The organism is Bacteroides luti, assembly GCF_900128905.1.
Taxonomy (GTDB): domain Bacteria; phylum Bacteroidota; class Bacteroidia; order Bacteroidales; family Bacteroidaceae; genus Bacteroides; species Bacteroides luti.
Genome location: NZ_FQTV01000016.1, coordinates 88,214 through 102,605 on the forward strand (window position 1 = coordinate 88,214; position 14,392 = coordinate 102,605).

Here is a 14,392-nt window from a genome sequence, read left to right on the forward strand (position 1 = left end):
TTTTAATTAGTTTACCTATTTATGTCTGAATGTATCCTCTCAACTAAGAATGTTGCTTCAACTTACGCAAATAATAATCCAGGCCAAGCAAGCCAAGAACAAGAAGCCCTATATAGAAATAAAAGCCTAAAATTGATCCTGATTCGGGAGAGAAAGAAATGTTCCTCAGGCTTTTAATTATATTGAAAGAAAAATAGGTCATCAATAGATAAGTAGATAGGCCAATCAAAGAAGCAGATGCCAGCAATAAAAAGCAAACATTTAATGCTGCTGCTCGTTTTTGTTTTTTCTGAGCCTCAACATTAATTTGTGCCATCATCCTATTCGTAAAATTAAAAGGCAGACTCTCCGAAGATGATTTTCTGAGAACTTCTTTTAATAAGCGGTCTTTATCTTTATTCGTTTTCATTTCATTGATTATTTATCAATACACATAATTTTTTGCGAGTACGATGCAATTTCACTTTCACATTACTAGATGTAAGTTTAAAAATTGTTGCCAACTCATCTATCGATTTATCTTCATTGTAAAAGAGGGTGATTAATGCTCTCTCATCTGGATTAAGTTGAATAAGTGCCAGCTCTAATTTTTTAATTCTATCCTCATTCTCAGAACTGCTTAATATATCATCAGCCTCATCATCCGACACACTCTCAATTATTTTTTCATCTATAAAAAAAGACTCTTTCTTTTGTTTACGCGTAGCAGAAATTGCAGTATTATAGGCTATACGATAAAGCCAGGTTGAAAAGCTACAATCCCCCTTATAAGTATCTAGTTTACGAAAAGCTTTTATAAAAGAGTCTTGCACAAGCTCTTCAGCATCTTCTCGACATGACACTATTTGTATAATAAGTGAATAGATGGGATGACTATAGCGGTCCAGAAAGTAAGAAAACAAATTTATTTCTCCTTCCAGGATTCGCTTTATGTAGATTATCTCATCTTTCTGCTCCATCATATCCTTTTAGACGCAGTCCTGTCTGAATGGTTACAGCTTTCGATATTTTTTTATTTTTATTCCCGGAAAGTGTAACCTTTTTAATCAGAGAACGTCAAACGTTACAAAGAACGAATTTATTCATTTAAAAACATAAGATTATGATGGATTTTATTACTATCCCATTGGTTGTAGGAATTGTAACCCTGGGAATCTACAAACTATTTGAGCTTTTCGTCAGAAAGAAAGAACGTCTGTCTATTATCGAAAAGATAGGAGAAAAATTTGATGCTTCGATGATTGAAAACAAATTTTCTTTTCCATCAAAGATATTCAAGAACTTTTCATTTGGAAGCTTAAAGGCTGGATGTCTTTTAATGGGAGTCGGTCTTGGATTATTAGTAGGATTTGTTATTTGTATTTCTACAATCAGAGGTTATAATCTAGGTGACTCTATGAACTGGGGAGTAAGAGATACAGCAGGGATTGTATATGGTGCATCTGTTCTAATCTTTGGCGGATTTGGACTAATTGCTGCGTTCATTGTAGAAATGAAGTATTCCAAAAAGGATAAGGATGAAGCTTAAAACTTTTAAAAAGAAAAGGCTACTCGTAGGAGTAGCCTTTTCTTTTTAATAACTATAGTGATAAGGAAAGAATTACATCATTCCACCCATGCCGCCCATTCCTGGAGCACCCATTGGCATTTCTGGTTTATCTTCTTTCTTTTCTACAATCACACATTCAGTAGTTAAGAACATACCTGCGATAGAAGCTGCATTCTCAAGAGCTACACGAGTAACCTTAGCTGGATCAACAACTCCGGCAGCATACATGTTTTCATAAACATCGCTGTGAGCATTGTAACCAAAGTCACCTTTGCCTTCACGTACTTTCTGAACAACAACTGCTCCTTCTTTTCCTGCATTAGCTACAATCTGACGAAGAGGTTCTTCAATTGCACGCTTGATGATTTCAATACCAGTTGTTTCATCAGCATTGTCACCCTTCATTCCTTCCAATGCATCAATTGCACGGATGTAAGCAACACCACCACCAGGAACAATACCTTCTTCTATAGCTGCACGAGTAGCACAAAGAGCATCGTCTACACGATCTTTCTTTTCTTTCATTTCAACTTCAGAAGCAGCACCTACATAAAGTACAGCAACACCACCAGCTAACTTAGCCAAACGTTCCTGAAGTTTTTCTTTATCGTAATCAGATGTAGTAGTCTTGATCTGAGCTTTAATCTGGTTGATACGAGCTTCGATATTTTCTTTTGCACCAGAACCGTTTACTACAGTTGTATTGTCTTTTGTAATAGTAACTTTTTCTGCAGTACCAAGCATTTCGAGAGTAGCTTGTTCCAGTTTGATACCTTTTTCTTCGCTGATAACGATACCACCTGTCAATGTAGCGATATCTTCAAGCATTTCTTTCCTTCTGTCGCCAAAACCTGGAGCTTTCACTGCACAGATCTTCAATTGAGAACGAAGACGGTTAACAACCAAAGTAGTTAAAGCTTCGCTATCTACATCTTCAGCAATGATTAACAATGGACGACCTGTCTGAACAGCTGGTTCCAAAATTGGAAGCATATCCTTCAGATTAGAGATCTTCTTATCATAGATAAGGATATATGGGCTTTCCATTTCGCATTGCATCTTTTCTGTATTGGTTACGAAATAAGCAGAAAGATAACCACGATCGAACTGCATACCTTCTACAACGCCGATAGTTGTATCAGTACCTTTAGCTTCTTCAATAGTGATAACACCATCTTTAGAAACTTTACGCATAGCATCTGCTACTAATTTACCGATAGTTGAATCGTTGTTTGCAGAGATACGAGCTACTTGCTCAATCTTGTCATAATCATCACCAACCTTTTCAGATTGTTTTTTGATAGAAGCAACTACAGCTTCAACCGCTTTATCAATGCCGCGTTTCAAATCCATTGGATTAGCACCTGCAGTAACGTTCTTCATTCCTACACCAACAATAGATTGAGCAAGAACAGTTGCAGTTGTTGTTCCGTCACCAGCATCTTCACCTGTTTTAGAAGCAACTTCTTTTACCAACTGAGCACCAGTGTTCTGGAATGCATCACTCAATTCTATTTCTTTAGCAACTGTCACACCATCTTTTGTGATATGTGGAGCACCGAATTTCTTTTCGATAATTACGTTACGACCTTTAGGACCTAGAGTTACTTTTACTGCATTTGCAAGCTCATCAACACCTTTTTTCAGTTGATCGCGAGCATCGATATTGAATTTTATATCTTTAGCCATGATTTTAATTTTTTATAATGATTAATGAAAAATGAATAATTAAAAATTAGAGAGTTGCAAGAACATCACTTTGACGCATGATAAGGTATTTTGTACCATCAAATTCAAGTTCTGTTCCGGCATACTTTCCATAAAGGACAGTATCGCCAACTTTCAGTACCATTTCTTCATCTTTTGTACCGTGACCAACTGCAACAACTTCACCTTTTAATGGTTTTTCTTTTGCTGTATCAGGAATAATAATACCGCCGATTGTCTTTTCTTCTGCAGGAGCAGGAAGAATAAGTACTCTGTCTGCTAATGGTTTAATGTTCATAATTCTTTAATATTTTAATGTTTACTATAAATTTATGTGTATCGCTAATAATATAGCCAAAAGTGTGCCAAAAGAAATAAGGGCACTAAAAAATATACTTTAAGTCAGATTCAAAGACAAAAAAGGTCAATTTGTATCTTACGACTGACAAATTGACCTTTTATATTGAGCTTTTAAAGTTCTTATTTTGTAACAGCAGTTATTAACTGAACAATATCCACCAGCTGTTGTTCTCCGGTTTCCATATTTTTAAGCATAACCTTGCCTTCGTTCATCTCGTTTTCACCAACAATGGCAACAAACAATACTTTCTTATCGTTGGCATATCCCATTTGCTTTTTCATCTTGGCAGCATCCGGATATATTTCTGCACGGATATTTGCCTCGCGAACTTTTGTCAGTAATGGTAAGCAATATTCAGCCTCTTTCTCTCCAAAGTTCACAAACATAAGTTGTGTACCATTCACTGCCTCTTTTGGATAAAGATCCAGCTGATTTAAAACGTCAAAGATACGATCGGCACCAAAGGATATTCCAACTCCGGAAACTCCTGCCATACCAAATACTCCTGTCAGGTTGTCATATCTACCACCACCTGTTATACTACCAATCTGTACATCCAAAGCTTTAACTTCAAATATAGCTCCTGTATAGTAATTTAATCCACGGGCCAGAGTCAAATCGAGTTCTACATCCGATTTAATATTCAAAAGAGAAAGTTTAGAAAGGATGAACTCACTTTCTTCAACCCCTTTCATACCTACTTCACTTGTTGCAAGAACAGTTTTAAGGGTATTCAGCTTCTCGAGATTTGTTCCGCTCAATAAAATGATAGGTTGAAGTTTGGCAATTGCTTCGTCAGAAATTCCTTTTGAAGCAAGTTCTGCATTCACATTCTCCAAACCAATCTTATCAAGTTTATCGATTGCCACTGTAATATCAACAATCTTTTCTGCTTCACCAATTATCTCGGCAATACCGCTTAATATCTTTCGGTTATTGATCTTAATAGATACTCTTACACCCAAACGAGTGAATACAGCATCTACCATCTGCATCAATTCAACTTCGTTAAGTAATGAGTTACTTCCCACTACGTCGGCATCACACTGATAGAACTCGCGGTAACGACCTTTTTGTGGACGGTCGGCACGCCACACTGGTTGAATCTGGTAGCGTTTGAAGGGAAAGCTAAGTTCATCACGGTGCATTACCACATAACGGGCAAAAGGCACTGTAAGGTCATATCGCAAACCTTTTTCACAGAATTTGCTGGCAAGCTTAGTTGCATTGCGTGACAAAAGTTCCTCATCAGTTAATCCAGAGAAATAGTCACCTGAATTTTGTATTTTAAATAAAAGTTTATCTCCTTCATCTCCGTATTTACCCATCAAGGTAGAAAGGTTTTCCATTGCCGGAGTTTCAATTTGTTCGAATCCGTAAAGATGAAAAACTTCGCGAATTGTATTGAATATATAGTTACGCTTCGCCATTTCAACGGGCGAGAAATCACGTGTTCCTTTAGGTATACCTGGTTTTGCCATAATTAAAATCTTTTAGTGGCACAAAGTTACACTAAATTATTGATTCTATAAAAAAAAGGGCCTATTTACTAAAACTTATTAGTACCTTAACGCGTCATATTATATGAATAGACACTAATGCTAACAGAACTAAACTTATATAAAGCAGACTTATGAGAATATTAGTTTGTATACTGTTTATTATCTGGAACATATCAACCATAAATGCCCAGATTACAATGGATGAAGTAAAGAAATACTTCACTGAGCAGAGTCGTTTGGTAAAACAAGCCAGGGATGCAAAAGATTACCAGAAAGCGGAAGAAGTGGATTTTGCAATGTTAAGAGCAGTACTCTCCTACCCCGAAGATATCAAGAAGAAAATAAGTCCGATTAAAGGTGTTCTTTATTATAATATAGCCTGTTACCGTTCACTTCTGAATAAAAAAGAAAAAGCTGTAGAAGCTTTTGCACTGGCCGTTGAAAACGGATGGACTAATTTTGCTCACTCAAAAAAAGACTCGGATTTGGACAATATAAGATCAGACAAGCAGTTCATTGCTCTGATGGAAAAAATTCAGGCTGAGAATGATTACCTGAATATATTGGCTAAAGCAGGGGGATATAATAATAGTGTTGATTCACTTTTACCTAAGTTTACTTATTCAGCGCCAAACGATTGTAACCTCGTGAAGGTTCGCGAATTCTTTAATCTGGATAGCATTGCGGGTAGTGGAAATGAGATTTCCAAAATAAAGAATCTCATGTATTGGGCACATAATGCAGTTCGTCATGATGGACGTTCAATTAATCCGGAATTAAAGAATGCTATCGACCTGGTTAATATTTGCCGGACAGAAAACCGCGGAATTAACTGCCGTATGATAGCACAGATATTGAATGAATGTTATCTGGCTATGGGGTTCAAGTCACGTTATGTAACTTGTCTGCCAAAGAAATACGTAGACGATTGTCATGTTATCAACATGGTTTATTCTAACACATTAGATAAATGGTTATGGATGGATCCAACCTTCAATGCGTATGTTATGGATGAAAACGGAACGTTACTTGGAATTTCGGAAGTACGCGAACGGTTAATCAACGGAGACTTTCTTCAAATAAATGAGGATGCCAACTGGAATAACAAAAAGAGAGAGACTAAGGAGCATTATCTGGATTATTACATGGCCAAGAATCTTTATAAAATGGAATGCGTGCTTCACAGTGGATATAACACCGAAACCCAAATAACAGGGAAACCATCACCAGCAACCATCATAATCTATCCTTCTTCTGCTCAGGAAATAATGGATAAGCAGACTGGGATTACTGACAATGCTGAGTACTTTTGGCAGCCTCCCGAAAATTAAGACTATTAATAGGCATAAGGAAGATCGATCCAAAAGAAAATTCAGTCTATGAGAATTGAATATTTAGGAAAGATCTCTGATAGAAATACTAAAAAAAGAAATAAAGAAGGGATTGTTCCAACTACATGGACAATCCCTTCTTTCAATATTTTATAAGATTAAATTAATCTCTTCTTCCCATAAAAATCATGATGTAATAAACCAAAGTTGCCAAAGAACCAAGAGCAGCAACTACGTATGTATAAGCAGCCGAACGAAGAGCATCTTCTGCCTGATTATGGTTATATGAATTGGTAATACCTGCACTACTTAACCATACCAATGCACGTTTACTTGCATTGATTTCAACCGGCAATGTAACAAAACTAAATACAGTTGTCATAGCAAACAGAACAATACCTGCAAGTAATAATTGCGGGAAAGAGTTCACCATAATAATACCGGCAAGTAATAGCCATTGCATCCATTGAGATGCAAAATTTACAGCAGGAACTAGTTTTGAACGCAATGTAAGAGGAGCATAAGCATGAGCATGTTGCACAGCGTGACCGCATTCGTGAGCTGCAACAGCTGCAGCTGCCACACTATTGCTTGCATATACACTTTCACTCAGGTTTACTGTCTTATTGGCAGGATTATAGTGGTCGGTCAGATGTCCTTGTGTACTGGTAACCTGCACATCATAAATTCCGTTATCATGTAGCATCTGCATTGCTACATCACGCCCAGTCATTCCGTTAGACAACGGAATCTTTGAATATTTCTTAAACTTGCTTTGCAACGATTGTTGCACGATAAAGCTAACAACGGCAATACCGATAAATATAATCCATGAAATAGGCATATCTTACTTTTTTATTAGTTAATACTATTAAGTATAATACAAATAGCTTGCCAAATATAGTAGTTTAGGAGAAGCTAAACCAAAAAACATAGATATTTTTAGCAAGATTTATAAAAAAGCAAGAACCTCTTTCATTATTCTGTTATTATCGGAATATTTAACCGCCAACAATAAGAAGGTTCTTCGCTGCTTTTGATGGAAGATATTGTTTTAAGCTTCTTATTTTGACGCATGCAACTACTTTATCAGATTTATCTACACCATCTGCCACCAAAATGCATAAAAAGCCTTTGAGTAAAGGATTTCAGCTAGTGGCAGATAAAAAAATTCAACTGGTTATCTGCTACAAAACCATTATTATCTGCTACCAATTCGGGGTATCCGCTACTAAATTGAGCGCTCTGCACCATCATAGCTAGTGTTGCCTCTAATCCTTCAATGAGGAATATTCTGCTTTTGAGGGTACAACTTGGGTGAATGTAGTTTGTGGCAATTGGCTTGTTTACCACTTTTCCCAGATAGGTTAACTTGCTTTGCAAAGAAATATAGGTAAGCCCTCGGCCGAAGGCTTATGGGTTCTCGAATAAAGACCCATGGGTTCTCGACTGAAGGCCCATGGGTTCTGGGCTGCGGGCTTACTTAGCTGAAGCAGAAAAATGGGGTATCTTATTAAACAGGATGTCATATCCAAGAAAGCTGAACGAGCTGTTGTTGCTCTAAATACAGTGTTATTGAAACAGCTGTTTAGTGGCAGATAACTGATTATTGTAGCAGATAAATTGTAAACAAAGTTTATCTTCCACTAATTTATAGTATTAATTATCAAACCATTAATACAATTTAGTAGCAGATAGGCAGATAAAGTGCATGAAAAAAGAAACAGGCAGATAAAATCAGATTTATCCGCCTGTATTCTTTATTATTAAAGCTATGTGTATTAATGACCTTTGCTTACTTTTCTCTTTTCTACGTTTTCAACAGCTTCTGTTACCAGAGGTTTATTTTCAAAACGTTTTGCATAAGTAGAATAATCAGGACGAGTACGTTGATATTCAGGATCAACGAACAGTGGGCTTGAAATAATATGATCGGCTGTTGAGCGATTACAGCAGAACACGATATTTTCTACTCCTGCCAAACGGGTCAACGCCTTTACGTCTGTATCATGAGGTTGTAGAGTCATAGGGTCAGTGAAGAAGAACAGATAATCAATTTCACCATCCACAATGCGAGAACCCATTTGTTGGTCGCCACCAAGCGGACCAGATTTTAATATTGTGATATCCCATTCAATATCAGGGTGCTTTTCTTTCAAAGCTTCGCGAATCAACGTACCGGTAGTTCCTGTACAATAAAACTTGTGTCCCATCATCAGCTCAGAGTTCCAAATAACCCATTCAATAAGGTCTTTTTTCATACCATCATGAGCTACCAGACCAATCTTTCTAACTAGTTTTTCCATAATCAATTTATTTTAAGTAAAACCTATCTATTTGAGAGAAATATTTCTTCCCTCTCAAGTAATAGTGCACTAAAATACTCTTTTTTATCTGTTCGGGAACAACCTGGAGAGAAGTTTTTTCCAAATTTTCTTTCCGGGATGGTCTAAAATCCCTTCTTATAGCACGATATTCTTTGCGAGCTTGTAACACAGCTGTCATATTTGCCACTCCACCTTTTAACAAAAAGGAAAAGGCTGCCACGTAATCTAACATGCAGCGCACAGTCATTACATACCTCAGTTCGTTCTCCGGAAGATTTTTATAGAGCATTAAAAGATTATTCCTGAAATTAAGAAATGTTTTCCTTGGGTTTTCTTTTTTCAGAGTAGCTCCTCCCACATGATATACTACACTCTGTGGTACACAAACCAATCCTCTACCACGGCTTCTCAACCGCCAGCAAAGATCAATCTCTTCCATGTGCGCAAAGAAGCGGCCATCAAGTCCTCCAACATTCCAATAATCGGCCGATCGGATAAAGAGCGATGCTCCGGTAGCCCAGAACACGGGAATAATATCATTATATTGACCATTATCCTTTTCAACCACACCCATAATACGTCCTCTGCAGAAAGGATATCCAAAATGATCGATATACCCACCGCAAGCACCGGCATATTCAAAATAATCTTTCTGTCGCCAGCTTAAAATCTTTGGTTGGCAAGCTGCCACTTCTGGATGCGAATCCAGATAATCAATCATTGGTTCCAGCCAATGCTCCGTTACCTCTACATCCGAGTTAAGAAGAACATAATATTCTGCCTCAATTTGAGCCAGTGCCTTATTATATCCATCAGCAAAACCACTATTTTCATTCAGCAAAACCTGCTTTACAGAGGGAAATTCTTCATTTAGTACTGCCAGCGAATTATCAGTAGAACCATTATCGGCTACATAAACATCTACTCCGCTTAGTGCAGAATAACTTATAACTGAAGGAAGAAACTTACGAAGCATCTCACTTCCATTCCAATTCAATATAACAACAGCAACTTTACTCATCGTTCCACATTTTGTCGTTTATGCTTCCAGCGCTTATGTGACCAGAACCAATATCCGGGTTCGCGGATTATTGTTTGTTCCACCTTACGTGCAAACATCTCCGTAATCTCTCCTTTAACTGTCTGTTTGGGGAATTCCACCATCAGTTCGAATATAGCTTCGCAATAACCTCGTTTTTCTTTTTTCAGCTCGCAATAAAAAACAGGAAAATCCATCATGCGGGCAATGCGCTCTCCTCCATCCATGAAAGAAGTTTCCTGATGCAGGAAGTTTGTCCAGAAATGAAGGCTGTTTTTATTTGGAGACTGATCGGCAATCAATCCCAATGCCAGTTTCTTGCTTTCCTTTCTAGCCTTTATAACTTCTTTTACCGCTTCGTGTTTAGGAACGTTATAACCTCCAAAGCTGGAGCGGGCACGTTTAAACAGTTCATCAATGTATTTATTCTTGATAGGTTTATATACTTGCATAGGGATATCTCCCTCTTTCATGATGGAGCCCATGGCAACAGTCCATTCAAAGTTTGCATAGTGAGGCATCATTACAACAATTCCTCCATACTTCTCTATCATTTCAAGATACTGCTCTGTGTTCTTAAATGTAATCCGGCGGAGCAGTTCATCTTTAGAAAGAAAGGGCATCTTTACACTTTCAAGCATATAATCACAGATATAATGATAGTACTTACGCTCTATAACTTTTAGTTCGTCAGCTGATTTCTCAGGAAAAGAGTTTCGCAGATTCTGTCGGACAACCTTTTTCCGGTAGCCAACAACCTTATACATGAATACATACAGAAGATCAGAAAATTTATATAGTACATTAAAAGGCATGATGGCCAGCAACCATATACCTAAATATGCAAATATGTAGACTAACTTCGACATCTGTTATTCAATTATAGTACCTTTCAAAGCTGTTTCATCTTCGTTGAATTCTCCTAAACAGACTTTCACCAGGTGGTTGTCTAATTTAGGTTTACTTTCCACTTCAACCCGGATATAATTATCAGTAAATCCATGCATCGGTGCACCTGCTTTAGGTTTCTCCATAAGAACAGTCATAGTTTCTCCTATTCTCTTTGCATAGAATGCTTTTGTCTTTTCATCGGAGAGAGCCAGTAATCTCTGACTTCTTTGATGTTTCACCTCTGGAGTAACCACATAGTCAATATTCAAAGCCTGCGTATTCGGGCGTTCTGAATAACTAAACACATGAAGCTGGCTAACATCGAGTCCCTGGATAAATTCGTATGCTTTTTCAAAATATTCATCAGTTTCTCCACGTGTACCAACAATCACATCGACTCCAATAAAAGCATCGGGCATCAATTCTTTAATCTTTCTAATTTTTCCGGCAAAAAGCTCCGTATCATATCTGCGTCGCATCAGTTTCAATACTTCATCGCTACCTGATTGAAGCGGAATATGAAAATGAGGCATAAAGCTGCGCGACTTAGAAACATATTCAATAATTTCATCAGTCAGCAGGTTTGGCTCAATAGAAGAGATACGATAACGTTCAATTCCCTGCACCTTATCCAATGCTTTTACCAGCTCAAAGAAACTCTCGCCAGTTGTTCTTCCAAAATCGCCAATGTTCACACCTGTAAGTACAATCTCTTTTCCTCCGTCAGCAGCAGCTTGTTCAGCTTGTTCGACCATTGAAGCGATAGTTCCGTTGCGGCTTCTTCCACGTGCCAAAGGGATAGTACAATATGAACAGAAGTAATCGCATCCATCCTGCACTTTAAGGAAATACCGCGTACGGTCTCCTCTTGAACACGATGGAGCAAAAGAACGAATATCTTTGAAGGAAGAAGCTACAGCCTCTCCTTTATCATGTTTATGCAAATCGCCCAGATGCTTCAGCAAATCTTTTTTCTGTTCGGCACCTAACACAACATCAACGCCTTCAATTTCGGCCACCTGATCGGGTTTTAACTGAGCATAACAACCTGTTACAACAATAAAAGCATCGGGGTGCTGCTTCCGAAACCGATGAATAGCCTGACGACATTTCTTATCGGCCACTTCAGTCACAGAACAAGTATTAATAACGCAAATATCAGCCTTTTCGCCTTTTCTTGCCGTACGCACACCTGCCTCTTTAAGAGTCTTGCCAATTGTAGAGGTCTCCGAGAAGTTTAATTTGCAGCCTAATGTATAATAAACAGCTGTTTTATCCTGAAATATAGAGGTATCTATCATAATCTTTTAAACATAAATCCGGTGCAAAGTTACACATTATTATAATTAAAAGTTGTTATAGAACTATTTACTTTCTTGAGGGAACATTTCTGTGTATGAAATATTATGTCTATTTTCGCACAAATTTTAAGCAAACGTGCAATGATAAAAGAAAACTTTATCAAGCTATACGAAAATAGCTATAAAGAAAACTGGGATCTGCCTTGTTATACTGATTATGGAGAAGGCATTACATTTACATACGGAGAAGTTGCTGAAGAAATAGCCAAACTACATCTTTTATTTCATCACTGCAATCTGAGACGCGGAGATAAAATTGCCATTATAGGCAAAAACAATTCACGTTGGTGCATTGCTTATATGGCAACAATTACATTCGGCGCAATAGTAGTGCCCATCCTGCAAGATTTTAATCCCGACGATGTGCATCACATTGTTAATCATTCCGAATCTGTATTCCTTTTCACCAGTGACACTATCTGGGATACACTAGAAGAAGAAAAGCTGGATGAAATCAGAGGAGTTTTTTCATTAACTGACTTCAGGTGCTTGCATCAACGAGACGGCGAAACTATCCAGAAATTTGTAAAACACATGGATGAAGCCGCAAATAAAGCATATCCACAAGGATTTAGTAAAGAAAACATTGAATACACGACCTTATCTAACGATAAAGTGATGCTCCTTAACTATACCTCGGGTACAACAGGTTTTAGTAAAGGGGTAATGCTTACAGGAAACAACCTGGCAGGAAATGTAACTTACGGAATTCGCACTGAACTACTTAAACGCGGAGATAGTGTTTTATCATTCCTTCCTTTGGCTCACGCATATGGATGTGCGTTCGACTTTCTTACTGCTACCGCCGTTGGAACACATGTTACTTTATTAGGGAAAACCCCTTCTCCAAAAATTCTGATGAAAGCTTTTGAAGAGGTTCGTCCTAACCTTATCATAACTGTTCCTCTTGTTATCGAAAAAATATATAAGAACGTAATCCAGCCTCTTATTAATAAAAAAGGAATGAAGTGGGCTCTGAATATTCCTTTATTAGACTCGCAAATTTATACTCAAATTCGCAAGAAACTAATAGACGCTCTTGGTGGACGTTTCAAAGAGGTTATTATTGGCGGAGCAGCCATGAATCCTGAAGTTGTTGACTTCTTCTATAAAATAAAGTTTCCATTCACTATTGGTTACGGAATGACTGAATGTGGTCCACTAATAAGCCACAGCCCATGGAACGAATTTATTCCAGGTTCTTCGGGCAAGATTCTGGATATTATGGAAGTCAGGATTGACTCTGAAGACGCATATAACATTACCGGCGAAATTCAGGTAAAAGGTGAAAACGTAATGAAAGGCTATTATAAAAACGAGGAAGCCACAAATGAAGTCTTTACAGAAGATGGATGGCTCAAAACAGGCGACCTTGGAACAATAGACGTTGATGGCAACATATATATAAGAGGAAGAAGCAAAACTATGATTCTTAGTTCAAGCGGACAAAACATCTTCCCTGAAGAAATAGAAGCTAAACTAAACAACCTTCCATTCGTTACCGAAAGCTTAATTATAGAACGAAATAAGAAATTAGTGGCTCTTGTTTATCCGGATTTTGAAACCCTTGACTCCCTTGGACTAAACCATGAAGACAATTTAAAAACAATCATGGATGAGAATCTTAAAAGTTTGAATAAGATAGTAGCAAACTATGAAAAGGTAAGCCAGATTCAAATCTATCCTACAGCATTTGAGAAAACGCCCAAAAAGAGCGTCAAAAGGTACTTATATAACAGTATTGCAGAAGATTAAATATGTTATAAAACATCCTCAAATGGAGAACAAAATAAAAAACTAAAAAAAAAATTGAAAATAATTCGATATTTTGATACAACATATCAAAAAAGTACATACATTTGCAACGTTTTAATAAAGCAATTAATTGTATTACAGATTTAAAAATCAAAGAAAATGAAAAAGTTAGTATTAATGTTCGTTGCTATTGCAGCAGTTTCTTTCGCATCTTGTGGTAACAAAGCAGCAGACCAAGCTGCAAAACAAGCTGATTCAATCAGAATCGCTGACTCAATCGCAGCAGCAGAAGCTGAAGCAGCAGCAGCAGCAGCAGCTGATTCAACAGCTACTCCTGATAGCGCAGCAGCAGCTACAACTACAACTGCTCAGTAATTAGTTACGAACTGTAGAAAATTAAAGTCTGGTACTAAGTACCAGGCTTTTTTTATGCTCATAATTTCAGGTTTTCACTTTTTAAGTACAGACTATTTCGGATCAGTCAATAATTTTGTGGGAATGTTAAAAGTTTCATCAGTTTATGCGTAAATTTTAGCCACTCTGTAAAGAAAGAATTTCATATCATTTAC

Annotated in this window: 15 protein-coding genes; 4 read left to right on the forward strand and 11 right to left on the reverse strand. The window is 37.3% G+C overall.

Going from position 1 to position 14,392, the window contains the following annotated elements; translation table 11 throughout:
* Nucleotides 1–43: 43 nt before the first annotated feature.
* The gene (locus BUC21_RS13585; RefSeq protein WP_073403335.1) at nt 44–409 is read right to left on the reverse strand and encodes a hypothetical protein; all 366 of its coding nucleotides are present in this window, start codon (nt 407–409) and stop codon (nt 44–46) included.
* Nucleotide 410: 1 nt separating this feature from the next.
* Entirely contained in the window at nt 411–959 is a 549-nt protein-coding gene (locus tag BUC21_RS13590; RefSeq protein WP_073403370.1) for an RNA polymerase sigma factor, read from the reverse strand.
* 143 nt (nt 960–1,102) lie between these two features.
* On the opposite strand from BUC21_RS13590, the gene BUC21_RS13595 reads away from it, so the two are divergent.
* Nucleotides 1,103–1,528, forward strand: a complete 426-nt coding sequence (locus tag BUC21_RS13595; protein ID WP_073403337.1) for a DUF6249 domain-containing protein — start codon at nt 1,103–1,105, stop codon at nt 1,526–1,528.
* A 72-nt stretch (nt 1,529–1,600) separates the two neighbouring features.
* Here BUC21_RS13595 and groL read toward each other — a convergent pair whose 3' ends face one another.
* From groL to hisS, 3 genes are all read right to left on the reverse strand, one after another.
* Nucleotides 1,601–3,238: a chaperonin GroEL gene (gene groL, locus BUC21_RS13600; RefSeq protein ID WP_073403339.1), complete on the reverse strand. Its 1,638-nt coding sequence runs from the start codon at nt 3,236–3,238 to the stop codon at nt 1,601–1,603.
* Between the two features lie 46 nt (nt 3,239–3,284).
* Nucleotides 3,285–3,554, reverse strand: a complete 270-nt coding sequence (locus BUC21_RS13605; protein WP_073403341.1) for a co-chaperone GroES — start codon at nt 3,552–3,554, stop codon at nt 3,285–3,287.
* Nucleotides 3,555–3,736: 182 nt separating this feature from the next.
* Nucleotides 3,737–5,101, reverse strand: a complete 1,365-nt coding sequence (gene hisS, locus BUC21_RS13610; RefSeq protein ID WP_073403342.1) for a histidine--tRNA ligase — start codon at nt 5,099–5,101, stop codon at nt 3,737–3,739.
* Between the two features lie 149 nt (nt 5,102–5,250).
* On the opposite strand from hisS, the gene BUC21_RS13615 reads away from it, so the two are divergent.
* Nucleotides 5,251–6,450 carry a TPR end-of-group domain-containing protein gene (locus tag BUC21_RS13615; RefSeq protein ID WP_073403344.1) on the forward strand — a complete coding sequence of 400 codons (1,200 nt, stop codon included), beginning with the start codon at nt 5,251–5,253 and terminating at the stop codon, nt 6,448–6,450.
* A 163-nt stretch (nt 6,451–6,613) separates the two neighbouring features.
* Here BUC21_RS13615 and BUC21_RS13620 read toward each other — a convergent pair whose 3' ends face one another.
* From BUC21_RS13620 to mtaB, 6 genes are all read right to left on the reverse strand, one after another.
* Nucleotides 6,614–7,294, reverse strand: coding sequence for a zinc metallopeptidase (locus tag BUC21_RS13620; protein WP_073403346.1), 681 nt, complete (start codon nt 7,292–7,294; stop codon nt 6,614–6,616).
* A gap of 308 nt (nt 7,295–7,602) precedes the next feature.
* The gene (locus tag BUC21_RS13625) at nt 7,603–7,833 is read right to left on the reverse strand and encodes a hypothetical protein (protein ID WP_139261450.1); all 231 of its coding nucleotides are present in this window, start codon (nt 7,831–7,833) and stop codon (nt 7,603–7,605) included.
* Between the two features lie 398 nt (nt 7,834–8,231).
* Nucleotides 8,232–8,756, reverse strand: coding sequence for a methylglyoxal synthase (locus BUC21_RS13630; protein WP_073403350.1), 525 nt, complete (start codon nt 8,754–8,756; stop codon nt 8,232–8,234).
* Between the two features lie 7 nt (nt 8,757–8,763).
* The gene (locus BUC21_RS13635) at nt 8,764–9,798 is read right to left on the reverse strand and encodes a glycosyltransferase family 2 protein (RefSeq protein ID WP_073403352.1); all 1,035 of its coding nucleotides are present in this window, start codon (nt 9,796–9,798) and stop codon (nt 8,764–8,766) included.
* Nucleotides 9,795–10,685 carry a lysophospholipid acyltransferase family protein gene (locus tag BUC21_RS13640; RefSeq protein WP_073403354.1) on the reverse strand — a complete coding sequence of 297 codons (891 nt, stop codon included), beginning with the start codon at nt 10,683–10,685 and terminating at the stop codon, nt 9,795–9,797. The genes BUC21_RS13635 and BUC21_RS13640 overlap by 4 nt, the downstream gene beginning before the upstream one ends.
* A gap of 3 nt (nt 10,686–10,688) precedes the next feature.
* Nucleotides 10,689–12,008, reverse strand: coding sequence for a tRNA (N(6)-L-threonylcarbamoyladenosine(37)-C(2))-methylthiotransferase MtaB (gene mtaB / locus BUC21_RS13645; RefSeq protein ID WP_073403356.1), 1,320 nt, complete (start codon nt 12,006–12,008; stop codon nt 10,689–10,691).
* Between the two features lie 141 nt (nt 12,009–12,149).
* Here mtaB and BUC21_RS13650 point away from each other — a divergent pair, with 141 nt between their 5' ends.
* Both BUC21_RS13650 and BUC21_RS13655 read left to right on the forward strand, forming a co-directional pair.
* Nucleotides 12,150–13,823: a long-chain fatty acid--CoA ligase gene (locus BUC21_RS13650; RefSeq protein ID WP_073403372.1), complete on the forward strand. Its 1,674-nt coding sequence runs from the start codon at nt 12,150–12,152 to the stop codon at nt 13,821–13,823.
* A gap of 159 nt (nt 13,824–13,982) precedes the next feature.
* Complete coding sequence (locus BUC21_RS13655; protein ID WP_073403358.1) at nt 13,983–14,198, forward strand: hypothetical protein; 216 nt, start codon at nt 13,983–13,985, stop codon at nt 14,196–14,198.
* Nucleotides 14,199–14,392: the final 194 nt, after the last annotated feature.

Excerpts from the sequence above, each read along its gene's own strand:
- BUC21_RS13585 (WP_073403335.1), bottom strand. The coding sequence starts at position 409 with ATGAAAACGAATAAAGATAAAGACCGCTTATTAAAAGAAGTTCTCAGA.
- BUC21_RS13590 (WP_073403370.1), bottom strand. The coding sequence starts at position 959 with ATGGAGCAGAAAGATGAGATAATCTACATAAAGCGAATCCTGGAAGGA.
- BUC21_RS13595 (WP_073403337.1), top strand. The coding sequence starts at position 1,103 with ATGATGGATTTTATTACTATCCCATTGGTTGTAGGAATTGTAACCCTG.
- groL (WP_073403339.1), bottom strand. The coding sequence starts at position 3,238 with ATGGCTAAAGATATAAAATTCAATATCGATGCTCGCGATCAACTGAAA.
- BUC21_RS13605 (WP_073403341.1), bottom strand. The coding sequence starts at position 3,554 with ATGAACATTAAACCATTAGCAGACAGAGTACTTATTCTTCCTGCTCCT.
- BUC21_RS13615 (WP_073403344.1), top strand. The coding sequence starts at position 5,251 with ATGAGAATATTAGTTTGTATACTGTTTATTATCTGGAACATATCAACC.
- BUC21_RS13620 (WP_073403346.1), bottom strand. The coding sequence starts at position 7,294 with ATGCCTATTTCATGGATTATATTTATCGGTATTGCCGTTGTTAGCTTT.
- BUC21_RS13630 (WP_073403350.1), bottom strand. The coding sequence starts at position 8,756 with ATGGAAAAACTAGTTAGAAAGATTGGTCTGGTAGCTCATGATGGTATG.
- BUC21_RS13635 (WP_073403352.1), bottom strand. The coding sequence starts at position 9,798 with ATGAGTAAAGTTGCTGTTGTTATATTGAATTGGAATGGAAGTGAGATG.
- BUC21_RS13640 (WP_073403354.1), bottom strand. The coding sequence starts at position 10,685 with ATGTCGAAGTTAGTCTACATATTTGCATATTTAGGTATATGGTTGCTG.
- mtaB (WP_073403356.1), bottom strand. The coding sequence starts at position 12,008 with ATGATAGATACCTCTATATTTCAGGATAAAACAGCTGTTTATTATACA.
- BUC21_RS13650 (WP_073403372.1), top strand. The coding sequence starts at position 12,150 with ATGATAAAAGAAAACTTTATCAAGCTATACGAAAATAGCTATAAAGAA.
- BUC21_RS13655 (WP_073403358.1), top strand. The coding sequence starts at position 13,983 with ATGAAAAAGTTAGTATTAATGTTCGTTGCTATTGCAGCAGTTTCTTTC.